Below are 20,897 nucleotides of genomic sequence, written 5' to 3' on the forward strand. Positions count from 1 at the left end.
GGGACGACGGACGCGTGCGGCGGCACAGCATGGGACCGGAGACGCATGAGTGGGAGAGCTCGAACGTCCGGGTCAGCCCACGGTAAGACTTCCGGGGCGGGGGGGCCATAGCCGGTATCTTCCAGCCGGCGCGTGCTCGCTTGCCCCGGCGCGGTGCCGTGCCGATCCTCCGGCGTGGCGCGTCCTCAGCGGGTTCCCCCGTGGGCGCCCGCCGCCGCTCCCCTCCGTCTCTCCCCGCCGCTCGCCCGTCCGGGTGTCCCTCCCCGCGTCCGGTCCGCTGGACCGCTCCCCGTCGCTGTTCTCGGGCCGACCCCTGAGCCGGGGCGAGCGCATCGCGCTCGCGCTGCTCGTGGGCGTCGTCTGCGCGCTCGGCTTCTGGGTGGTGACCCGGCGGATCCCGCAGTTCGTCGCGAAGGACTTCACGTATCCGTGGCGCGCGGCGCGCGCGCTGCTCGCCGGGCTCGACCCCTACGCGGTCATCCAGCCCACCGGGCCGTATCCGTACGAGAGCCGCTTCCCGTATCCCCTGCCGGCCGCGCTGGTCGTGGTGCCGCTCGCCTGGCTGTCGGCGGCGGTGGCGGGCGCCGCCTTCTTCGGCCTGTCGGCCGCCGCGCTGACCTGGGCGCTGCTGGCCGAGGGGGGCGGGCTCGCGCGGCTCTGGATGCTGGTGAGCGCGCCGTTCGCGATGGCGCTCGTGCTCGGTCAGTGGTCGCCGCTGCTCGTGGCCGGCGCGCTGCTGCCCGCGTGCGCGTGGGCGCTGTCGCTCAAGCCGACGCTGGGGCTGGCGCTGTTCGTGTCGCGGCCGTCGCGCGCGGCGGTCGTCGGCGGCGCGGTGCTCGCGCTCGTCGGACTGGTGCTCGTGCCCGCGTGGCCGCTGGAGTGGGTGCGCGCCGCGCGCGCGACCGTCGGGCATCCGGCGTTCGTCACGCAGCCGTTCGGGTGGCTGCCGCTGCTGGCGCTGCTGCGCTGGCGCGACCGCGACGCGCGGCTGGTGGCGCTGCTCGCCTGCGTGCCGCAGAACCCCTACTTCTACGACCAGCTGCCGCTCTGGCTCGTCGCGCGCTCCGGGCGCGCGGCCGCCGCGCTGACCGCGCTCAGCTGGCTCGCGTTCGCGGGGACGAAGTCGGTGTGCAGCGATCCGCACTTCTGCGGCGACGAGGCGCAGCCGTGGGTGCTCTGGCTGCTGTACGTGCCGGCGACCGCGCTCGTGCTCGCGCGCGGCCACGAGGCGCGCCTCGCCGCGCTGGGCGCTCGCCTGCTCGGCCGCACGCGCGGCGACCGTTCGCCGGAGGCCGCCGATGCCGCCCGCTGACACCGCGTCGCGCGGCATCTTCTCCGGGCGGCCGCTGGAGCGCGGCGAGCGCCTCGTGCTCGCCGTGATCGTCGGCGTGCTGAGCGCCGCGCGCACCTGGGGCGTGCTGCGCGGCGCGCCGCACACCCTCGGCAAGGACTTCACCTATCCGTGGCGCGCGGCGCGCGCGCTGCTCGCCGGGCGCAATCCGTACGACGTCATCCAGCCGGGCGGGCCGTACCCGCTGGAGAGCGGCTTCCCGTATCCGCTGCCCGCCGCGTTCCCGGCGCTGCCGCTCGCGCACCTGCCGGTGGACGTCGCGACGACGGTGTTCATGGGGCTCACCTGCGCGCTGTTCGCGTACGCGTTCCTGCGCCCCGGGCTCTGGCGGCTGTGGGCGCTGCCGACCGTGGCCTACGCGCTCACGACCGCGCTCGGCCAGTGGGGCCCGCTGCTCATCGCGGGCGCCCTGCTCCCCGGCCTCGGCTTCCTGCTGTCGATCAAGCCGACGCTGGGGCTGGCGCTGTTCGCGTACCGGCCGTCGCGCGCGGCGGTCGTCGGCGGCGCGGTGCTGGCGCTCGTCGCGCTCGCGATGGTGCCCACGTGGCCGCTCGACTGGCTGCACGTCACGCGCGCGGTCCACAGCCACCCGGCGCCGGTGACGATGCCGTGGGGCTGGCTGCCGCTGCTCGCGCTCTTCCGGTGGCGCAGCCCCGAGGCGCGCCTGGTGGCCGTCCTCGCGTGCGTGCCGCAGAACCTCTACTTCTACGACCAGCTCCCGCTCTGGCTGGTGCCCTGGAACGCGCTCGGCACGCTGACGCTGAGCGCGGGGAGCATCGTGGCGTGGGGCATCGCGCTGCGCGACTGCCCCACGAACTACTGCGGCCCGAGCTCGGCGCCCGGCATCATCGCGCTGCTGTACCTCCCGGCCACGGTGCTGGCGCTGCTGCGCCCCGAGCCCGATGGACGACCCGCGCCGCTCGTCGAGGCGGCGCGCCGGTGGCTCGCCGCGCGCCGCGCGCCGGCCGTCGCGCCGGTCGCGCGGGAGGCCGACGGTGCCTGACCCGCGCGATGCGGCCGCCGCGCTGCGCGCGCGACTCGTGCGGGCGCAGCGCGCGACCGGCGCATGGGGCGCGAGCGAGCAGGGGCCCGACGCGGTCGAGCCGTCGGCGCTCGCCGCGCTCGCGCTGCACGCGGGCGGCGACGCGACCGGGTCCGGCCCGACGCCGGCCGCGCGCGCGACCGCGTGGCTGCTCGCGCGCCAGCGGCCCGACGGCAGCTGGCCCGCCACCACGCAGGTCGACGCGCCCAGCTGGGCCGGCGGCGTCGCGCTGCTCGCGCTGGCGCGCCTCGGCGCCGATCGCGCGGCGGTCGCGCGCGGCGCGGCGTGGCTCGCGGCGCGCGAGGCGAACACGTTCGACCTGTCCACGCGCCTGCTCTTCCGCTTCCAGAAGTGGCGCGGCGCGCCGGTGCCCACCGAGCTCGATGCGACGCTCAGCGGCTGGCCGTGGATCGACGGCACGTTCGGCTGGGTCGAGCCGACGGCCGTCGCGCTGCTCGCGCTGCGGGCCGCCGGCGCGCGCGACGACCACGCGGCCGACCGCATCGCGATGGGCCGGCGCATGCTGATCGACCGCGCGGTGCCGGGCGGCGGCTGGAACTACGGCAACACGAAGGTCCTCGGCCAGGACGTGGCGCCCTATCCCGACACGACGGCGTGGGCGCTGCTCGCGCTGCGCGGCGCGCCCGGCGCCGATGCCGTCGTGCGCTCCGGCCTCGCGCGGCTGCCCGCGCTGCTCGCGGAGACGCGCTCGTCGCTGGCACGCGCGCTGTCCGCGCTCGCGCTGCGCGCGCACGGCGCCTCCGACGCCGGCGTGCGCGTCGCGCTCGCGGCGCGCGTGATCGACGCGCCGCCCGCCGACGTCCGCACGCAGGCGCTGGCGCTGCTCGCCCTGGCCGGCCCGCCCACCCCGTTCCACCCGTCCGGAGCCTGACGTTGGCCTTCACCCGCCGCCAGTTCGTCGGCACCGTCGCCACCGGCGTGGTGGCCGGCGCCGTCCTCGCGCCGCTCGTCGCGCGCGCGCCGCAGCGCGAGCGCGAGGCGCGCTGGGGGCGCGACGCGTACGTGAAGCCGCCGCGCTCGCGCGTCGCGATCGTGCGCGCCGACGCGTACGACGACCGCCTGGACGCCGCGCTGCGCGAGGGGCTCGCGCTCTTCCCGCTCGACGTGCGCGGCCGCCGCGTGGTGCTCAAGCCCAACCTCGTCGAGTTCGATCCGGCGGGCGTCATCAACACGCACCCCGCGCTCGTCGCCGCGGCGGCGCGCGTCTTCCGCTCGATGGACGCGCGCGAGGTGATCGTGGCCGAGGGGCCGGGGCATCGTCGCGACAACGAGTACCTGCTCGATGCGTCCGGGCTCGGCGCCGCGCTCGAGGACGCGGGCGTGCGCTACGTGGACCTCAACGTCGACGGCGTGCGCCGCGTCGCGACGCGGTCGCGGTTCACGGGGCTGTCGGAGCTCTGGCTCCCCGAGACGGTCGCCGGCGCCGACCTGTTCGTCTCGATGCCGAAGCTCAAGACGCACCACTGGGCCGGCGCCACGCTGTCGATGAAGAACCTGTTCGGCATCATGCCCGGCACGCACTACGGCTGGCCGAAGAACGTGCTGCACGTGAAGGGGATCCCCAACAGCATCGTCGACATCAACGCCGCGCTGCCGGTGCGCCGCTTCGCCATCGTCGACGGCATCGTCGGCATGGAGGGGAACGGCCCGATCCAGGGCACGGCGCGGAAGAGCGGGCTGCTCGCGTTCGGCGAGGACCCGGTCGCGGTGGACGCGACGTGCGCGCGGCTGATGACGCTCGAGCCGTCGCGCATGGACTACCTCGCCGACGCGGGCGCCTTCCTCGGCAACGTCGAGATCGAGCGCATCGAGCAGGTGGGCGAGTCGCTCGACCGCTTCCGCCAGGACTTCGCGGTGCTCGACCGCTTCCAGTCGCTCAAGCCCGCGCGCCATGACCTCGCCCGCTGACGCGCCGTCAGTCGCGCTCGTCGTGCCGTGCTACAACGAGGCGCGGCGGCTCGACGTCGCGGCGTTCGCGCGCGCGCTCGACGCATCGCCCGCGCTGCGCCTCCTGTTCGTCGACGACGGCAGCACCGACGACACGCGCGCGGTGCTCGACGCGATGGCGTCGGCGCACGCCGATCGGGTCGCGGTGCTCGCGCTGCCGCGCAACGGCGGCAAGGCGGGCGCGGTGTGGTCGGGCCTCCGGCACGTGCTGGCCGAGTCGCCGGCGACGCGCGCCGCGTACGTCGGGTACTGGGACGCGGACCTCTCGACGCCGCTCGCGGCGCTGCCCGAGCTGGTGGCGGTGCTGCGCGCGCGCGCGGCCTGTCACGCGGTCCTCGGCTCGCGCGTGCGGCTGCTCGGGCGGCGCATCGCGCGGCGGCTGGCGCGGCACTACCTCGGGCGCGTGTGGGCCACCGCGGCGTCGGTCGTGCTCGGGATGCCCGTCTACGACACGCAGTGCGGCGCGAAGCTGTTCCGCGTCGCGGGGCCGCTGACCGCGGCGCTGGAGGCGCCGTTCCTCTCGCGCTGGGCGTTCGACGTCGAGCTGCTGGCGCGGCTGCACGCCGCGACCGCGGGCCAGGACGTCGACGAGAGCTTCGTCGAGCACCCGCTCGCCGAGTGGCGCGACGTCGCGGGCTCCAAGCTCACGATGGGCGCCGCGCTGCGCTCGGGGCTCGACCTCGCGCGCATCGCGTGGCGCGTGCGGCGCGGCGCGCGGCGCGCGGTCAGTCCGGTCGTCGACCGACCGCCAGCACCGACAGGCCCGCGCTGAAGCCGCCCGACGTGGTCGCGCGCGCGAGGCGCGTGCGCTCCGACAGGAAGACGCGCTCCAGCAGGCGGTTGATCGGCGCGGGCGGGACGCGCGTGTCGGCGTCGGCCTCCAGGCCGAAGGCCCGCTCGACCAGGCGCACGGTCGCGACCAGCGGGAAGAGCCGCGCGTTGTAGTACGTCAGCAGCTCGGGGAGGAAGCCGGCCTCCGTGAGCCGCGCCGCCAGCTCCTCGCGCCGGTAGCGCCGGCGGTGCTGGTGCACCTCGTCGTGCCGTGACCAGAGCCACCGGAACGCGGGCACCGTCGCCACCACGACGCCGCCCGGCCGCAGCGCGTCGAACGCCAGTCGCAGCGCGCCCGCGTCGTCGTCGAGGTGCTCCAGCACGTCGAAGAAGCCCACGCCGGCGAAGTGCCGCTGCGGCAGCGTCGCGATCGCGTCCACGCCGCCCTCGGTCAGCCGGCGCAGCCCGCGCGCGCGCCCGCGCGCCACCGACTCCGCGGACGGGTCGAGTCCCCACGGCTCGACCGCGCGCCCCAGCCGCTCCAGCAGCGAGCCCGTGCCGCAGCCGACGTCGAGGAAGGGCGCGCCGTCGGGCACGAACCGCGTCACCGTCCGCGCGATCAGCTCGCGTCGGGCGCGGAACCACCAGTGCTGGTGCTCGCGCTCGAAGATGAAGTCGTAGGCGGCGGCGTCCACGATGGGGCAGAGGATGACGGATCGCTCCGGCGACACTCGACGACGCCGGCCGTCGCGGAAGGCAACTTACACCGCGGCCGTCGCCGTCCGCACAGGCACACGCACACGCGTCCCGCGCGCTGGCGTGACCCCGACCCGCGGCCTATCGTCCCGGGCCGATGCCCAGCGAGGTCCATCCCTCCCCCGCGCCCGGACCGCGTCCCACCCGCCGCGCGCGACTCGCCGTCGCCTGCCTCGCGGCCGTGTGGGGCGTGCTGTGCCTGTGGCAGATGGAGCGCGCGACCAAGGGGCGCCCCGCCGACTTCGACGTCGTGTGGAACGGCGCGCGCGTGATGCTCGAGGGCCGCAACCCGTACGCGGCGATCTGCCACGGGTGCGAGATCGAGTGGAACGACCACCTCTACTATCCGGGCACCGCGCTCGTCGCGGTCGCGCCGCTCACGGTCGTGCCGCTGCCGATCGCGCGCATGATCTGGGTGGGCGGCGCGGCGGCGCTGCTCTGCTTCGGGCTCACGCGCGACGGGTGGCACCGCCTGCCGCTCTTCCTCAGCACGCCCTTCTTCAACGCCGCCGGCGGCGGCCAGTGGTCGGTGCTGCTGACGGCGGCGGTCCTCTTCCCGACGCTGAGCCTCCTCGCGGCGATGAAGCCGACGCTCGGCACCGCGATCTTCCTGGCGTCGCCCACGCAGCGCGCGCAGCTGATCGCGATCGGGGGCGGCGTGGCGGTGCTGCTCGCGAGCCTCGCCGTCCGGCCGACGTGGCCGATGGAATGGCTCGCGGTCATCGGCGACACGCCGCACTACTCCGCGCCCGTGTCGCACCTGGCGGTCGGCGGTCCGCTGGTGCTGCTCGCGCTGCTGCGCTGGCGCCGCCCGGAGGCGCGCCTGCTCACCGGCCTCGCGTGCGTCCCGCAGTCCACGCTCGTGTACGAGGGCCTCTACCTGCTGCTCGTGCCGCGCACGCTGCGCGGCGTCACGCTGATGGCGATCGCGTCGTTCGGCGCGTCCTGGCTCCAGGACCGCATCGCCGAGCGGGCGACGGACACCGTGTCGCTGCAGTGGACGGCGGGCAACGTGCTGGTGCTCTTCTTCTACCTCCCTGCGCTCGTGCTCGTGCTGCGCCGCCCGAACGAGGGCGAGGTGCCGCGCTGGCTGGACGTCCTCGTGACGCGCGCGACGGGATGGCTCGGACGTCGCCGCGCCGCCGGACGCGCGCCGCGTGGGCGCGCGTACGACGATGCCTGAGGCGCGCGCGTCGCCGAGCGTCCGCGCGCGCCTCGTCGTCGCGCTGCTGATGGGCGTGTGGGCGGTCCTGCTGATGCTCGGCTTCGGCGCCGTGACGCATCGCGCCACCGACTTCGACGTCGTGTGGCATGGCGCGCGGCTCTTCCTCGACGGACAGGACCCGTGGCTGCTGATCGGGCCGGGCCGGCGCGTCGCGTGGCCGTCGCCGCTGTACTATCCGGCCCCCGCGCTGCTCGCGCTCGCGCCGCTCGCCGCGCTGCCGCTCGACGTCGCGCGCGCCCTGTTCGTCGGCGGCGCCGCGGCGCTGCTCGCGTGGGCGGTGACGCGCGAGGCGTGGTGGCGGCTGCTGGTGTTCGTCAGCGTCCCGTTCTACCACGCCGCGGTGAGCGGCCAGTGGTCGGTGCTCGTGGCCGCGGCCTTCTTCCTCTGGCCGCTCGGTCTCCTCGCGGTGCTCAAGCCGACCGTGGGGCTGGCCACGGTCGCCGCGTCGCTGTCGTTCCGCGCGTACCTCGTGGCCGCCGTCGCGGGCGTCGTGCTGCTGGCGGCCAGCTTCGCGCTCGCGCCCGACTGGCTCACCGCGTGGCGCGCGGCCACCGCGCAGGCGCCGCACATGTCGGCGCCCGTCGCGCACTGGCGCGTGGGTGGGCCGCTGGTGCTGCTCGCGCTGCTGCGCTGGCGACGGCCCGAGGCGCGCTGGCTGGTGGCGCTGGCGTGCGTGCCGCAGTCGACGGTGCCGTACGAGGCCGTGTACCACATGGTGATGCCGGCCTCGCGCGTCGCCGCGCTGGCGATGACCGTGCTGTCGTACGCCGCGGGCTACGCGCACTACCGCATCGTGCAGGTGGCGACGAGCACGCAGCAGCTGCAGTACCTCGCCGGTGACGCGCTCGTGCTCTTCTACTATCTCCCGACGCTCGTGCTGGTGCTGCGCCGCCCGAACGAGGGGAGCGTGCCGCGCTGGCCGTCGCGCCTCAGGCGCGCGCGGGACGCGGCACCCATCGCTTGAGCGCCAGCCACGGACGCTCCCACAGCCGCCAGCTGAGCAGCGCGGCCACGAACGTGACGGCGTACCCGGTCCAGAAGATCGCGGCGAGCGAGGTGCCGGGGCGCCACGCCACCGCGGCGCAGCTGACGAGGAAGATCGCGGGCAGGTGGAACACGTACAGCCCGTAGCTGATGCGCCCCACCGCGCGCAGCGGGCGCACGGTGAGGATCCGGGCGAGCGGCGTCTCCGGGCCGTGCGCGACGACCGCGAGCACCAGCGCACCCCAGACGCAGACCACCGTCGGCACGCCGACCACCTGCAGGAGCTCGGGGTCGAGCTGCGTCACCCAGGTCAGCAGCGCGTGACACGCGAGGGCGGCGATCACCAGCCGCACCGGCGAGTCCGCGAGTGGCGCGGTCCAGCGGCGCAGCCGGGCCCACGCCTCCGGCACGTCGCGCAGCGCCGCCAGGCCGGCGCCGACGGCCAGCCCCTCCAGCCGCGTGAACGGCAGGACCGCGAGCGGGAAGCTCACGCCGACCACGGTCAGCAGGATGCGCAGCAGCGCGCTGCCGACGGCGAGGGCGCCGCAGGTCCGCGCGAGCGCCCGCCCGTGCAGCCGCTGCACGACGAACGGCCACACGAGGTAGAACTGCTCCTCCAGGGCCAGCGACCAGAACGTCCCGGTACCGTACGCCCCCGTGTCCCCGGACGGGTGGACGATGAGGTACCAGTTGAACGTGTGCGTCCAGTACCACGGCATCGCGCGGCGGAACTCCGCGGCGTCCCCCGGCTGGAACGCGGGCCAGCCGTACGCGAGCACGCTCAGGCCGGCCAGCACGAGGAAGTAGAGCGGCCAGATGCGCAGCGCGCGGCGCGCGAAGAACGCGGGCAGCGCGCCCGCGCGTCCGCGATCCTCGAGCAGGATGCGCGTGATGAGCCACCCCGACAGGACGAAGAAGAGGTCGACGCCGGACCAGCCGAAGCGGGCCATCGCGACCGGCAGGCGCGCCCACCCCGACGCCTCGAGGTTCGCGACGCCGTGCACGAGCATGACGAGCAGGATGGCGATCCCGCGCACGCCGTCGAGCGCGTCGACGTGCCCCTGCGAGCCCGCGCCGGTCGGCGGCGCGTCCACGGAGCGCGGTGGCGCCGGGACGGGCGCGCGCGGCACGCGCCGCGTCGTGGACGGCGTGGCGGACGTCATGGCGCCGCCGTCGGAAGCCGGCCGCGCGTACGGAGCCAGTGCGCCGCGTCGGCGGCCCACGGCGGGACCGCCCCCACGTTCGGCCGCCGCAGCACGAGCACGAGTGCGGGCAGGAGCACGAGCGCCAGCAGCGCGTCCTGCGCGACGCCGACGCGGCGCGCCATCGCGACGTGCACGACGAGCTGGTACTGCACCGCATAGGCGATCCACGTGCACGACACGAGCGCCAGCATCTGCACGCGGCTGCGCGGCACCAGCAGCAGCGGCACCAGCTCGTACGGGGCCGGCGTGATGGGCACCAGCGCGGTCGCCAGGAGCACGCGCGCGTCGAGGCGCCGCCACCGCGAGAGCGCGAGCAGCAGCGGCCACGCGAGCGGCCGCACGATCAGCGGCCGCACGTGGGTCGCCGTGCTGACGGCGTGGAGCCAGCGGCCGATCCACGCCGGGTCGAGCCACAGGCTGACCGCGAGCAGCGCCAGGCCGACGATCGCGACGTCGCGCAGCAGGCGCGGCGACAGCGTCGCGAGCACCCATGCCAGGGCGGCCTGCGGCTTGAGGGCGAGCAGCCCGCCCGCGACCGGGGTGAGCGCGGCGGCCGTCGTCAGCACCGACCACTGCGCCGCCCCCAGCGCGTCGATCACGCCGTAGCTGAGGAGGCCGAGCGGATGCCAGCGCGAGCGCCGCGCGAGCTGCCAGGTCAGCAGCGCGGCCGGCGCGGCGACGAACAGCGCGCGCGCCACCGGCAGCGGCAGCGCCGCCAGCGGGAGCACGGCGACGACCGTGGTGAGCGGATAGTACAGGGGCCACTGGAAGCGGAACGCCGCGCCCGCGTGCGGGCCGATCGCCGCATACGGGTCGCCGCCGCTCCACAGCACGCGCGCCGCGAACCAGAGGTGGTCGAAGTCGCTCCGCGCATCCCCGTTGGGCGTGACGCGCTGGGCGCCGAACCAGACGAACGCCGCGGCCGCGAGACCGACGCCGAGGGCGAGCAGCAGCGGCCCGGAGGCGCGGGAGGAGCGTGGCGGCACGTTGGAGGGGCGGGAAGGCGGGAGGCGCCCCCCAATCTGCGCGTCCGCGCCGCATTGCACAGCCGCGCGGTCCACGCGGGCATCAGTCCGGCGCGCCGGTCGCGCCGGTCGCGCCGGTCGCGCCGCGCGCGTCGTCGCGCGGGCGGCGTGGCAGGCGGATGCCGCCGGCCACCCGCTCCAGCCACGCGGGCACCACGCCCTCGTTGGGGCGCTGCAGGACCATGACCAGCGCGGGGAGGCAGAGCGCCACGATCATCACGTCGCGCAGCGCGCCGATGGAGTGCGTCCACTCGCCGAGCTGCTGCAGGGCGATCCGCTGGCCGAGCTGGGCGAGGACGCCACCCCACCAGAGCACCAGCAACTCGAGGCGCGTGCGGGCCACGGTGACGAGCGGCACGAGCTCGTACGGCCCCGGATTGATCGGCACGAGCGCCGTCGCGAGCAGCAGCCGCGCCTCGGGGCGGCGCCAGCGCAGCGCGGCGAGCAGCAGCGGCCAGGCGAGCGGACGCACGACGAGTGGACGGATGCTCCAGTGCACCGACACCGCGTGCCGCCACTCGACGAGCCAGTCGGGCTGGAGCAGCAGGCTGACCGCGCCGAGCGCCGCGCCGACGACCACGACCTGCACCAGCATCCGGCGCGAGAGGGTGGCCGCGAGCCAGACGACGGCGTTCTGCGGCTTGAGCGCGAGCAGGCCCCCGGCCCACGGCAGCAGCCCCGCCGCCGTGGTGAGCGCGGCCCACTGCCCGAGGCCCATGGTCAGCACGATCGGCGCGCTTACCAGCCAGAGGCAGCGCCACAGCCGGTCGGCGCTCAGCGCCCAGGCGAGCAGCGCCATCGACACGCCCACGAACAGCGCGCGGGCGACCGCCAGCGGCAGCAGCGTCAGTGGCATGACCGCGACGACCGTCGTCAGCGGATAGATCATGAGCGCCGGCAGCCGGAAGGTGGCGCCGGCGTGCGGACCGATCGCCTGGTAGGGATCGACGCCGTCGCGCACCATGCGCGCCGCGACCCAGACGTGGTCCCAGTCGGTCCGCGCGTCCATGATCGGCTGGCCCTTGGTGGCCACCAGGTGGACGAAGTACGCGCCGAACACCCCGGCCGCGAGGGCCACGGCCACGCGCTGGCGGATCGAGGGACGGGCAGCGTCGCGAGGCGGCATCCGCGAGCAGGGCAGGGATGGGAGGTGGGTCGGGCGACGCGGTCGGGTGCCGCGGCCGGCGGCCGGCGGCGGCCGGCGCCGGCTGCGGGAACGCGGACGCGGCAAAGCATACGCGCCCGCGTCGCTGCCTGCTGGTGCATTCCGATGCGTCCCGCCATTCTGGTCGCGCAGCGCCGCGATGCCGGTGGCGTCGCTCCGGACCCACGCTTCCCCGCGCGCTCGTGATCGACGGTCGTCCCCACATGGACCACAGCCCCGGCGGCCAGGCGGCCCTGGTGGCGAGCACGCGGGTGGCGCGCCGGTCGCGGCGGATGGGCGTCGCGGCGGCCGTCGCCCTCGCCGCCGCCGCGGTCACCTATCGGGCGCAGCTGCGGCTGGCCAGCGAGGGCGGACCCGCCGACCTGGCCGCGCCGCTGCGGGCGGCGGCGCTGTTCGCGCGCGGTGAGGACGTGTACGCGCTGTTCGGCCCGGGACGCGCGCTGGCGGCGCCGCTGAACTATCCGGCGACCTCGCTGCTCCCCCTCGTGCCGCTCGCCGACCTCCCGCTGCCGCTGGCCGCCGCGCTCTTCGTCGGCACGGGGATGGGCCTTGCCGCGTTCGCCAGCACGGCGAGCGCGTGGTGGCCGCTCTTCGCCCTGCTCAGCTGGCCGGCGCTGCTCGCGTGCCGCGCGGGCCAGTGGGCGCCGCTGCTCACGGCGGCGGCGCTGCTGCCGGGCGCGGGCTGGCTGCTGGCGTGCAAGCCGAACGTCGGCGTCGCGCTGGCCGTGCAGCGCCTCGATCGGCGGTGGTGGACGTGGACCGTCGTGGGTGGCGTCGCGCTGCTGGCCGCGACGCTGCTGCGGCGTCCCGATTGGCCGCTGATGTGGTGGCGCGCGCTGTCCGGGGCGGGCGACGCCGCGGCCGGGACGGCCCGCATGCGCGGCATCTTCCTCCTGCCCATCGCGAATCCGCTCGGGCCGCTGCTGCTGCTCGCGCTCGCGCGCTGGCGACGCCCCGAGGCGCGGCTGCTGCTCGCCCTCGCCTGCGTCCCGCAGGTGACGATGGGCTACGAGGTGCTCCCCCTGCTGGTCGCGCTGCCACGCAGCCGCGTTCAGGCCCTTGGCCTGGCGGTGGGATCGTGGCTGTTCGCCTTCGCGTACGCGCAGTGGGCGCTCGCCCCCACCGTCGTCGCCACGCTGTCGCGCGCGCGGTGGCTGCTCATCTTCTTCTTCTGGCTGCCGGGACTCGCGCTGGTGCTCGGTCGTCCCAACGTCGGCGCCGTGCCCGCATGGGTCGAGCGCGCCCTCGTGCGGTGGCGCGTGCCGGCCCGGCTGCGCGGCCGTCCCGCCGACGGCCCCGGCGCGCTCCTCGACTCCGATCCCCTCTCCTCCGCACCTCACGCTCCGTGATCAACGGTCGCAAGGTCATGGTCGTCATGCCCGCCTACAACGCGGCGCGCACGCTCGAGCGCACGATGCGCGACGTGCCGGCGGGGCTGGTCGACGAGTTCCTGCTGGTCGACGACTGCTCGCGCGACGGCACCGTGCAGGAGGCCGCGCGACTCGGCATCCCGTACGTCGTGCACGAGCGCAATCGCGGCTACGGCGGCAACCAGAAGACGTGCTACACCGAGGCGCTCCGCCGCGGCGCCGACATCGTCGTGATGCTGCACCCCGACTACCAGTACGCGCCGACGCTCATCGGCGCGATGGCGTGGCTCGTCGCCTCGGGCGAGTTCGACGTCGTGCTCGGCTCGCGCATCCTGGGGAAGGGCGCGCTGGCCGGCGGCATGCCGCTCTACAAGTACGTCGCGAACCGCGCGCTCACCTTCGTCGAGAACGTGCTGCTCGACCTCAAGCTCTCCGAGTACCACACCGGCTACCGCGCGTTCTCGCGGCGCGTGCTCGAGACGCTGCCGCTGGAGGAGTGCTCGGACGACTTCGTGTTCGACAACCAGATGCTCGCGCAGTGCGCCGCGTTCGACTTCGCGATCGGGGAGATCAGCTGCCCCACGCGCTACTTCGCGGAGGCGTCGTCGATCAACTTCCGGCGCTCGGTGCGCTACGGCTTCGGCGTGCTGGCGACGGCCGCGAGCTACCGGCTGCATCGCCTGGGCGTCCGCCGCTCGCCGCTGTTCGAGACGTCGGGGCGCCGGCTTCCCACGGGCGCCGTGAACGCGGCGCGCCCGGTGGACGTGCCGTCGTGACGGACGACGGGGCGGAGGCCGGCGGGCCGACGCGCGCGCGCCGGCTGCTGGCCGCCGCCGGCATCGGCGTCCTCGCGGCGCTCGCCGCCTGGCATCGCACCGCGCGCTTCCCCGACGTGACGCGGTCCGACCTCGCGTTCCAGTGGACGGCGAGCCGCCTCTGGAGCGCCGGGCGCGATCCGTACGCGCTGATCGGACCAGGGCGCGAGTTCCCGTGGATCACGGGCCTCGTGTATCCCGGCACGATGCTGCCGGCCGTCTGGCCACTGGCGGCGCTCCCGCTGTGGGCCGCGGTGTGCGCGTTCGCGGGCCTCGTGGCCGCGGCGTGCGCGTACGCGGTCACGGCGTCGGGATGGCATCGCCTCGCGGTGGTGCTCAGCTGGCCCTTCCTGTTCGCGGTCACGTCGCCGCAGTGGTCCCCGCTCCTCACCGCCGCGGCGCTGCTGCCGGCGCTCGCGGGCGCGGTCGTCATCAAGCCGACCATCGGCCTCGCGGTCGCCGCCTACCGCCCCGATCGGCGGTGGCTGCTCGGCGCGGTGCTGGGCGGCGGCGCGCTGGTGCTGCTGGCGACGCTGCGCCTGCCGCACTGGGTCGAGGGGTGGCGCGTGGCGCTGGCCACCCCGCCGTCCCCGCAGTCGGGGCAGCCCAGCTCGGGCGGGCTGTACGACGCGATCGTCTTCCAGCCGGGCGGCGCGCTGGCGCTGCTCGCGCTGCTGCGGTGGCGGCGCCCGGAGGCGCGGCTCGCCGCCGTGCTGGCGTGCGTGCCGCAGACGATGGGCGGCTACGAGCTCGTGCCGCTGCTCGCGCTCGTCCCCGCGACGCTGCTCGAGGCGCTCGCGCTGGCCGCGCTCTCCTGGGGCGTCGCGGTCGGTGTCGCGCTCGGCAACCCGTACGCGACGCTCGCCGAGGGATTCCGCACCGGCGGGCTCTGGTCCGTGTGGTGCGCGTTCGTCCCCGCGACCGCGCTCATCCTCCGCCGCCCGAACGTCGGCGCGCTGCCCGCGTGGGGCGAGCGCATGGTCGCCGCGCTGCCGGTGCCCGGCTGGCTGCGCGGCGTCGCCGCGTGAGGCGCCGGAGCCGTTAGACTTCGGGCATGCCACACGACCGCAAGCAACTGATCGTCGTCGGCGACCGCGTGCTCGTGAAGCCCGAGGAGGGCGAGGAGCGCAGCAAGGTCGGGCTCTACCTCCCCTCGACCGCGATCGACACGCAGGCCGTCCAGGGCGGCCGCATCGTCGCCACCGGCCCCGGCACGCCGATGCCGGACTTCGGCGGCGACAACTTCGACGAGCCGTGGCGCCTGGAGTCGCGCCGCGGCAGCGGGGCGCGCTACGTCCCCATGCAGGCGCGCCAGGGCGACTACGCGCTCTTCTTCCGCAAGGCCGCCGTCGAGATCACGTTCGAGGGCGATCGCTACCTGGTGGTCCCCCAAGCCGCCATCCTCGCGCTCGTGCGCGAGCCGGCGCCCGACGACGAGGACCTCCGCTTCGGCTGAGCGCCCCGCGCTCGCGCCGTTGGACCCGTGGCGCGCCACCCGGCGTTCCGTGGGGTATCAGCACCACACGCATCACCGGTCCGACCTGCTTCATCAGCTTTGCGGCGCCGCCCCTGTCGGTTGGCCGCCGCCGTCGCTTCCAGACCCGTCCGTCATTCCCGGAGACCCATCCCGATGTATCCCGAACCGCTCGTCGCCCCCATGCGGCAGGAGCTCACGCGCCTCGGCGTCGAGGAGCTGCGCTCGCCGGAGCAGGTCGACGCGAAGCTCACCCAGCCCGGCACCACGCTCGTCGTCGTGAACTCCGTCTGCGGCTGCGCCGCGCGCAACGCGCGCCCCGCGGTCGCGGAGGCGCTGCAGCACCCCGCGCGGCCGGACGCGGCGACCACCGTCTTCGCGGGGCAGGACACCGCGGCCACGCAGCGCGCGCGCGAGTACTTCACCGGCTACGCGCCGTCGTCGCCCTCGATCGCGCTGCTGAAGGACGGGAAGCTCGTCTTCATGCTCGAGCGCTGGCAGATCGAAGGCCGTGCGGCCGAGCAGATCGCGCGCGACCTCACGGTGGCGTTCGACCGTCACTGCGCACCGGCCGCCCAGACCGCCTGAGCGCAGCCCGCGGGCTGCGGCCCGCGCATCACCCGCACCACGCACGCGCCCGACCGGTCCCGCCGGTCGGGCGCGTGTGCGTTCGCGGTCGTGCCCATGGTCATGGGCACACGCTCTGCACTGCCTCCGTCGCTCCCTCGCAAGCCGCGCAATCGCAGCGCATTCACCACGAGGACGACAATCATGGAGCGCAATCCCAACGATTCGCTGTCGAGCGGCGCGCCCGGCACGTCGGGTTCGACGAGCGCCGGCAGCGGCGCCAGCGCACTCGGCTCGGGCACCGACTCGATCAGCGTCACGGGCACCGGCGTCGGACAGAACGCGTCCACCGGTTCGAGCAGCACGGGCGGTGACGTCGGGAGTCTCGACCTCGGCTCGGCTGGCGACAGCACGACCTCGGGCGGTGCGTCCGGCGGCGCGTCGCTGCAGGACCGCCTCGGCAGCGCCCGCGAGATGGCCGGCGAGCGCCTCGGCCAGGCGAAGGAGAAGGCGACGCAGCTGAAGGCGACGCTCGCCGACAAGCTGGAGGCCGGCGCCGGTGCGCTCCGCCAGCAGTCCGACGGCTCGGCCCAGTTCGCGGGCGCCAACGGCACCACCGCGGACACGAACCCGCAGCTCGCGCAGCTCCGCTCGACCGGCGCGGACGTGATGCAGAAGACGGCGGAGTTCCTCCGCACCGGCGACCTGCGCACGACCGTCGAGGAGCAGATGCGCACGAACCCCGGACGCACGCTGCTCATCGCCGTCGGCCTCGGCTACGTGCTGGGCAAGGCGATCCGCGGCGGCGACCGCCGCTAGCCGGCGCCGGCCCGACCATGTCGGCCGACGGACGCTCGTCCACGGGATCGGAAGGCCGCGGCCTCTCCTCGCTCCTCCGCGATCTCGCGGAGGGCAGCGGGGAGCTGATGCGGCAGGAGCTGCGGCTGGCCCGCGTCGAGGCGCGCGATCTGGCGCGCGGCCTCGGCGTCGGGACCGTCGAGGTGGCGGTCGGCGCCGTGCTCGCGCTCCTGGGAGGGCTCGCCCTCCTCTCCGGGTTGATCCTGCTCGCGGGCGACCAGTGGCTGCGCGACCGCTACTGGCTCGCCGCCCTGCTCGTGACCGCCGTCGCTGGCGTCGTCGGCGCGGTGTTCGCCCGGCGCGGGCTCGCGCTGCTCTCCCCGCACGCCCTAGCTCCTGACCAGACCGTCGCGACCCTCAAGGAGGACAAGGAATGGCTGAGACAACTGCGGACGTGAGGCGCGACATCGAGCTCACCCGCGAGCGCATGACCTCAACGCTGGCCGAGCTCGAGCGGAAGCTCCACCTCGGGCAGATCGTCCGCGAGAACCCGTGGCCGGCGGTCGGCGTCGCATTCGGGGCGGGGCTGCTCCTGAGCGGCTCGCGCGCGGACGTGAAGGCCGCCGCGGCCACGGCGACGGCCACGCGCGGGGCCACCAGCCGGCTCGGGCCGGCGCTCGACGACATCGTCGCGAACCTGATGGCGGGCGTCGGCGCGGCGCTCCAGGGACACGTCGACACCCTGCTCGACGAGGTCAAGGCGGCCATCGGGGCGCCGACCAGCGGCGGCGCCGGCACGGCGCGTCCGCTGACCGGCAATGGCGCCGACCAGGGCATGGCGACCGGCCGGCCGGCGGATGCGCTCGGCCAGCGCGACGAGGCGGGGGCGTGGTCCGCGTCCGCGGACGCGTCGTCGCTGGGTGGCCTGACGCCGTCGAGTGCCGGCAGCCAGGGGATGCCGCGCGCCGACTGAGTGCAGCACGTCGCGCGGCCGCATGCAGCAGGGCCGTCCGGCACCACACCGGACGGCCCTGCAGCGCATTGCCGATCGTTAATGCGGCCTCCGCACTGTTGTGAGGAGGCCACGCAGGGTGCCGGGTGTTTCCCTCGCCACGGGGCGCATTCGCGTGACGGGCTCGACAGATGCGGCACGTCGCGGCTCATGAGACGCGTGTCATCTGGCGACCTTGCGGAATCGCCACGTAACCCCGGCGCCGACAAGGGCTTGTGTGCGTCGGCTGGCCAGGAATGTGACGATCCGCTCAAGCTCTCGTCATAAGGTGCCGATACCCGTGCACCGAGACGTTCGTTGACGGGTCTGGCGATTGCTGGTCGAACGCCGCGGGAGAGATGTGCAAACGGTAGGAAACACATGATTCAGGCGTACTTGCGTGGCGCGCCCGCATCACCTACCGTAGCGGCGGCTCTCCCGCTGGTCGTGCGGCGCCGGAACGCGCTCGTGCGACGCCTCTCGTCATGTTCGGGGCCCCTGATTCCTCCCCGGACGAGCGCCGGCACGTGCTGCCGATCCTACCCCCTCCATCCTTCCGGAGAACCTCCATGCGCAAGTTCGCCACCGCCGCCCGCAAGTTCGTTCGCGACGAGCAGGGTGCCACGATGGTCGAGTACGCCCTCCTCGTGGCCCTCATCGCCGTCGTCGTGATCGGCGCGGTCTCGCTCCTCGGCACCGGCGCCAGCACCAAGCTGAACTCCGCCGCGCAGTCGATCAGCGCCAGCTGACCCTGGGGTCGGCGGCCCGGACGCCCGCGCATGGCGCGGGCGTCCGGGCCGTCAGAGTGTGACGATCGCAGTCCCGGACCGACCGTCGGTCCGGCTCCGTCACGTCCGCCGGGCGACGTCGGCCGTCAGGCCCACGGCGTCTCGTTGGCGCGGTGCCGCCGGCCCTCGGCTCGGCGGCCCGTGGCGTGACCGGTGGTTCACCTCACTCTGGTCGGAGACTGCAGATGCAGAGAACGCTGCTCGCGGCACGCCGGTTTCTGCGGGACGAGTCGGGGGCCACCATGGTGGAGTACGCGCTCCTGGTGGCGCTGATCGCGCTGGTGCTGATCGCATCGGTGACGCTGCTCGGCACGTCGTCGAGCACGAAGCTCAACGAGGCGGCGCAGTCGCTCAGCGGGAGCTGACCGGGCGGGGTCGGCGCCGAGCGCGCCGTGCCGCACCCGGAGTGTTCAGGATGTCGACGACGGTCGGAGAGCGATGTTCGTGAGGACGCTGGAGCTGGGCAGCGCGGTCGGCCTCTGGTCGGTGGCGCTGCGACTGGCGTTCGTCGGGTTGCTCATGTGGGCGGCGATTTCGGACCTGCGAGCGCGGCGCATCCCGAACGCGCTGACCGGCACCCTGCTTGTGCTCGGACTGGTCGGCGCCGGGGTCAGCGCGGCGTCCGGGGCGGGCGTCGAGGCGCTTCGGACGTCGGGCCTCGCCCTCGGGCTGGGCTGCGCGATCTGGATGACCCTCGGCTTCCTGGGGCTCGTCGCGTTCGGCGACGTGAAGCTCTTCGCCGCCGCCTCCGCATGGCTCACCCCGACTGCCGTGGTGAACGCGTCGCTGTGGGCCGGTGTAGTCGGTGGCGTGCTGGCCGTCCTGTGGGCGATGTTCGCGCGAGGCGCCGGGTTCAGCCTCGCGCGTTTGCGGCGTGCCACCAGGCAGTCCGATATTCTGCATCAGCCGCTGCCGGCGGCCGGCGGACGTGATGCGCGAACGCCGTACGGCGTATCGATGGTGGCGGTACTGCTGCTCGAGGTGGCGCGGCTCTGGAACGTGGTCTAGTGCTTTCGCGGAGGTCGAACGTGATCAGTACCTACATGCGCCGACGGCTCGCCCGCGCGCGTCGTGACGACCACGGCGCCGCGGTCGTCGAGTTCGCGCTCGTCGTCCCGGTGCTGTTTCTCATCATCTTCGCGGTCATCGACTTCGGGCGCGCGCTGTGGACGCTCAACGTCCTCTCGTCGGGCGTGCGCGAGGGCGCGCGGGCCGCCGCGGTGGAGTCGGACGTCACCACCGCCGCCTCCACCGCGAAGACCAAGACGGTCGCCTACATCAACGGCATCCTCGGCACGAGCCTGACGACGGCGGACGTGACCGTGCCGGCGGTCAACACGACGACCCCGGCCTCCGCCGACTACGGCCTCATCAAGGTCAGCCTCTCCGTCGGGGGCAGCGCCGGCTTCCCGTTCACCCCGGTGACGCCGTTCGCCTCGCGCATGGGCCTCGGCAACATCCGCTTCCAGCCGAACGCCAACTACCGCTGGGAGAAGGCCAACTGATCGTCCGCCGCGCGCCCGCGCGGCGTCCCCCGTCCGTCCCTGGGGCCCGGTAGGCTCCGCCCGCCCCCGCATCGCGCCACCCGGCGCCTCCAGGACCGCAGAGACCCTCCCATGGCCGAGCGCCGCTTCACCCTCGTCTTCTTCGTCGCCATCGCGACCGCCGCGGCGGCCACCTTCGGCGTGTATCGTGTCCTCGACACGACCAAGAAGGAGGCCCAGATCCCGACGCGCGCGGTGGTCGTCACCACCCGCGACCTCCCGGAAGGCGCGCGCCTCGACCGCGAGATGCTGGCCGTTCGCCAGTGGCCCGCGACGACGGTGCCCGAGGGCGCCTTCGACACGCCCGACTCGCTCGTCGGCCGCGTGACGCGCGTCGCCGTCTTCAACGGCGAGCCGATCGTCCCCGGCCGTCTCGCGCCCGTCGGCAGCAGCGCCGGCCTCGAGGTGAAGATCACCCCGGGCAAGCGCGCCATGGCGGTCCGCATCAACGACGTCGCCGGCGTGGCGGGCCTCATCCAGCCGAACGCCCGCGTCGACGTGCTGGTGGCGCTCAACGACACCCGCGCGGCGGGCGGGCGGCAGGTCGCGAAGGTGTTCATGGAGAACATGCGCGTCCTCTCGGTCGGGACGCAGGTCGAGCGCGGCGCCGACGGCCAGGCCATCCAGGCGACCACCGTGACGCTCGAGGTCACCCCGCAGGAAGCCGAGCGGCTGGTGATCGCGACCAACTCCGGCAGCATCCAGCTGGTGCTGCGCGGCTTCGGCGAGACGGACTCGGCCCGCACGCGCGGCGCCGTGGCGTCCGACCTCTTCGGCTCGCTGCCCGCCGCGCCCGCTCCCACGCCGAGCGAGGCGCCGCGTCCGGCGCCGCGCCGCTCCGCGCCGGCGCCGCAGCCGCGCGTGGAGGCCCCGCGTCCCGCGCCGGTCGTCCAGGCGCCGCGCGCGCCGGACTCGGTCGCCGTCGAGGTCTACCGCGGCGCGACCAAGTCGCAGCAGAAGTTCGTGAAGGACTCCTCGAAGACGCCCTGATCGTCCTCTCCTCCGCCCGTGCCGCGCTCCCCGCGGCGCGGGCCGGCCCTCTTTCCGGAGCCAGCCAC

Annotated in this window: 24 protein-coding genes; 20 read left to right on the top strand and 4 right to left on the bottom strand. The window is 75.1% G+C overall.

Features of this window, described 5'->3' with window-relative positions:
• Positions 1-253: 253 nt before the first annotated feature.
• Genes rosag_RS15775 through rosag_RS15795 form a run of 5 tightly spaced genes read left to right on the top strand, consistent with a single transcriptional unit; the run spans position 254 to position 5,133 of the window.
• Complete coding sequence (locus tag rosag_RS15775; RefSeq protein WP_284351112.1) at positions 254-1,312, top strand: hypothetical protein; 1,059 nt, start codon at positions 254-256, stop codon at positions 1,310-1,312.
• Entirely contained in the window at positions 1,299-2,354 is a 1,056-nt protein-coding gene (locus rosag_RS15780) for a hypothetical protein (protein ID WP_284351113.1), read from the top strand. Before rosag_RS15775 ends, rosag_RS15780 begins: the two co-directional genes overlap by 14 nt.
• Positions 2,347-3,285 (top strand): hypothetical protein, encoded by a 939-nt coding sequence (locus rosag_RS15785; protein WP_284351114.1) that lies wholly within the window; start codon positions 2,347-2,349, stop codon positions 3,283-3,285. Before rosag_RS15780 ends, rosag_RS15785 begins: the two co-directional genes overlap by 8 nt.
• 2 nt (positions 3,286-3,287) lie before the next feature.
• Positions 3,288-4,322 (top strand): DUF362 domain-containing protein, encoded by a 1,035-nt coding sequence (locus rosag_RS15790; RefSeq protein WP_284351115.1) that lies wholly within the window; start codon positions 3,288-3,290, stop codon positions 4,320-4,322.
• Positions 4,306-5,133 carry a glycosyltransferase gene (locus rosag_RS15795; RefSeq protein ID WP_284351116.1) on the top strand — a complete coding sequence of 276 codons (828 nt, stop codon included), beginning with the start codon at positions 4,306-4,308 and terminating at the stop codon, positions 5,131-5,133. The genes rosag_RS15790 and rosag_RS15795 overlap by 17 nt, the downstream gene beginning before the upstream one ends.
• Here rosag_RS15795 and rosag_RS15800 read toward each other — a convergent pair.
• Positions 5,087-5,827, bottom strand: coding sequence for a class I SAM-dependent methyltransferase (locus rosag_RS15800; RefSeq protein WP_284351117.1), 741 nt, complete (start codon positions 5,825-5,827; stop codon positions 5,087-5,089). The genes rosag_RS15795 and rosag_RS15800 overlap by 47 nt on opposite strands.
• Positions 5,828-5,985: 158 nt before the next feature.
• Between rosag_RS15800 and rosag_RS15805 the strand changes: the two genes are divergently transcribed.
• On the top strand, positions 5,986-7,071 hold the full coding sequence (locus rosag_RS15805) for a hypothetical protein (protein WP_284351118.1): 1,086 nt from the start codon (positions 5,986-5,988) through the stop codon (positions 7,069-7,071).
• Complete coding sequence (locus tag rosag_RS15810; protein ID WP_284351119.1) at positions 7,064-8,077, top strand: hypothetical protein; 1,014 nt, start codon at positions 7,064-7,066, stop codon at positions 8,075-8,077. The genes rosag_RS15805 and rosag_RS15810 overlap by 8 nt, the downstream gene beginning before the upstream one ends.
• Here rosag_RS15810 and rosag_RS15815 read toward each other — a convergent pair.
• From rosag_RS15815 to rosag_RS15825, 3 genes are all read right to left on the bottom strand, one after another.
• A complete protein-coding gene (locus tag rosag_RS15815) occupies positions 8,043-9,260 on the bottom strand; it encodes an acyltransferase family protein (RefSeq protein ID WP_284351120.1) in 1,218 nt (405 codons plus the stop codon). The two genes, rosag_RS15810 and rosag_RS15815, sit on opposite strands and share 35 nt — an antisense overlap.
• Entirely contained in the window at positions 9,257-10,288 is a 1,032-nt protein-coding gene (locus rosag_RS15820; RefSeq protein ID WP_284351121.1) for a hypothetical protein, read from the bottom strand. The genes rosag_RS15815 and rosag_RS15820 overlap by 4 nt, the downstream gene beginning before the upstream one ends.
• Positions 10,289-10,370: 82 nt before the next feature.
• Positions 10,371-11,411, bottom strand: a complete 1,041-nt coding sequence (locus tag rosag_RS15825; RefSeq protein ID WP_284351122.1) for a hypothetical protein — start codon at positions 11,409-11,411, stop codon at positions 10,371-10,373.
• Positions 11,412-11,695: 284 nt separating this feature from the next.
• On the opposite strand from rosag_RS15825, the gene rosag_RS15830 reads away from it, so the two are divergent.
• From rosag_RS15830 to cpaB, 13 genes are all read left to right on the top strand, one after another.
• Positions 11,696-12,841 (top strand): hypothetical protein, encoded by a 1,146-nt coding sequence (locus rosag_RS15830; RefSeq protein ID WP_284351123.1) that lies wholly within the window; start codon positions 11,696-11,698, stop codon positions 12,839-12,841.
• Positions 12,838-13,638, top strand: a complete 801-nt coding sequence (locus rosag_RS15835) for a glycosyltransferase family 2 protein (protein ID WP_284351124.1) — start codon at positions 12,838-12,840, stop codon at positions 13,636-13,638. Before rosag_RS15830 ends, rosag_RS15835 begins: the two co-directional genes overlap by 4 nt.
• Positions 13,635-14,705, top strand: coding sequence for a hypothetical protein (locus rosag_RS15840; RefSeq protein WP_284351125.1), 1,071 nt, complete (start codon positions 13,635-13,637; stop codon positions 14,703-14,705). Before rosag_RS15835 ends, rosag_RS15840 begins: the two co-directional genes overlap by 4 nt.
• Before the next feature lie 26 nt (positions 14,706-14,731).
• Positions 14,732-15,133, top strand: coding sequence for a co-chaperone GroES (locus tag rosag_RS15845; RefSeq protein WP_284351126.1), 402 nt, complete (start codon positions 14,732-14,734; stop codon positions 15,131-15,133).
• Between the two features lie 174 nt (positions 15,134-15,307).
• A complete protein-coding gene (locus rosag_RS15850) occupies positions 15,308-15,739 on the top strand; it encodes a BrxA/BrxB family bacilliredoxin (protein WP_284351127.1) in 432 nt (143 codons plus the stop codon).
• 183 nt (positions 15,740-15,922) lie between these two features.
• On the top strand, positions 15,923-16,537 hold the full coding sequence (locus rosag_RS15855; RefSeq protein WP_284351128.1) for a hypothetical protein: 615 nt from the start codon (positions 15,923-15,925) through the stop codon (positions 16,535-16,537).
• 17 nt (positions 16,538-16,554) lie between these two features.
• Positions 16,555-16,974: a phage holin family protein gene (locus rosag_RS15860; RefSeq protein WP_284351129.1), complete on the top strand. Its 420-nt coding sequence runs from the start codon at positions 16,555-16,557 to the stop codon at positions 16,972-16,974.
• Entirely contained in the window at positions 16,950-17,489 is a 540-nt protein-coding gene (locus rosag_RS15865; RefSeq protein ID WP_284351130.1) for a DUF3618 domain-containing protein, read from the top strand. The genes rosag_RS15860 and rosag_RS15865 overlap by 25 nt, the downstream gene beginning before the upstream one ends.
• A 587-nt stretch (positions 17,490-18,076) precedes the next feature.
• Complete coding sequence (locus rosag_RS15870; RefSeq protein WP_284351131.1) at positions 18,077-18,256, top strand: Flp family type IVb pilin; 180 nt, start codon at positions 18,077-18,079, stop codon at positions 18,254-18,256.
• A gap of 224 nt (positions 18,257-18,480) precedes the next feature.
• A complete protein-coding gene (locus rosag_RS15875) occupies positions 18,481-18,660 on the top strand; it encodes a Flp family type IVb pilin (protein WP_284351132.1) in 180 nt (59 codons plus the stop codon).
• Between the two features lie 79 nt (positions 18,661-18,739).
• Positions 18,740-19,303 (top strand): prepilin peptidase, encoded by a 564-nt coding sequence (locus rosag_RS15880; RefSeq protein WP_284351133.1) that lies wholly within the window; start codon positions 18,740-18,742, stop codon positions 19,301-19,303.
• A gap of 20 nt (positions 19,304-19,323) precedes the next feature.
• A complete protein-coding gene (locus tag rosag_RS15885) occupies positions 19,324-19,800 on the top strand; it encodes a TadE/TadG family type IV pilus assembly protein (protein WP_284351134.1) in 477 nt (158 codons plus the stop codon).
• 111 nt (positions 19,801-19,911) lie between these two features.
• Entirely contained in the window at positions 19,912-20,829 is a 918-nt protein-coding gene (gene cpaB, locus rosag_RS15890; protein WP_284351135.1) for a Flp pilus assembly protein CpaB, read from the top strand.
• Positions 20,830-20,897 lie beyond the last annotated feature (68 nt).

The sequence above is a fragment of the Roseisolibacter agri genome (assembly GCF_030159095.1).
GTDB lineage: Bacteria > Gemmatimonadota > Gemmatimonadetes > Gemmatimonadales > Gemmatimonadaceae > Roseisolibacter > Roseisolibacter agri.

What these genes read in the sequence shown, in the direction of transcription:
- rosag_RS15780 (WP_284351113.1), top strand. Translation starts at nt 1,299, where the DNA reads ATGCCGCCCGCTGACACCGCGTCGCGCGGCATCTTCTCCGGGCGGCCG.
- rosag_RS15795 (WP_284351116.1), top strand. Translation starts at nt 4,306, where the DNA reads ATGACCTCGCCCGCTGACGCGCCGTCAGTCGCGCTCGTCGTGCCGTGC.
- rosag_RS15805 (WP_284351118.1), top strand. Translation starts at nt 5,986, where the DNA reads ATGCCCAGCGAGGTCCATCCCTCCCCCGCGCCCGGACCGCGTCCCACC.
- rosag_RS15810 (WP_284351119.1), top strand. Translation starts at nt 7,064, where the DNA reads ATGCCTGAGGCGCGCGCGTCGCCGAGCGTCCGCGCGCGCCTCGTCGTC.
- rosag_RS15815 (WP_284351120.1), bottom strand. Translation starts at nt 9,260, where the DNA reads ATGACGTCCGCCACGCCGTCCACGACGCGGCGCGTGCCGCGCGCGCCC.
- rosag_RS15830 (WP_284351123.1), top strand. Translation starts at nt 11,696, where the DNA reads ATGGACCACAGCCCCGGCGGCCAGGCGGCCCTGGTGGCGAGCACGCGG.
- rosag_RS15845 (WP_284351126.1), top strand. Translation starts at nt 14,732, where the DNA reads ATGCCACACGACCGCAAGCAACTGATCGTCGTCGGCGACCGCGTGCTC.
- rosag_RS15850 (WP_284351127.1), top strand. Translation starts at nt 15,308, where the DNA reads ATGTATCCCGAACCGCTCGTCGCCCCCATGCGGCAGGAGCTCACGCGC.
- rosag_RS15855 (WP_284351128.1), top strand. Translation starts at nt 15,923, where the DNA reads ATGGAGCGCAATCCCAACGATTCGCTGTCGAGCGGCGCGCCCGGCACG.
- rosag_RS15860 (WP_284351129.1), top strand. Translation starts at nt 16,555, where the DNA reads ATGTCGGCCGACGGACGCTCGTCCACGGGATCGGAAGGCCGCGGCCTC.
- rosag_RS15865 (WP_284351130.1), top strand. Translation starts at nt 16,950, where the DNA reads ATGGCTGAGACAACTGCGGACGTGAGGCGCGACATCGAGCTCACCCGC.
- rosag_RS15870 (WP_284351131.1), top strand. Translation starts at nt 18,077, where the DNA reads ATGCGCAAGTTCGCCACCGCCGCCCGCAAGTTCGTTCGCGACGAGCAG.
- rosag_RS15875 (WP_284351132.1), top strand. Translation starts at nt 18,481, where the DNA reads ATGCAGAGAACGCTGCTCGCGGCACGCCGGTTTCTGCGGGACGAGTCG.
- cpaB (WP_284351135.1), top strand. Translation starts at nt 19,912, where the DNA reads ATGGCCGAGCGCCGCTTCACCCTCGTCTTCTTCGTCGCCATCGCGACC.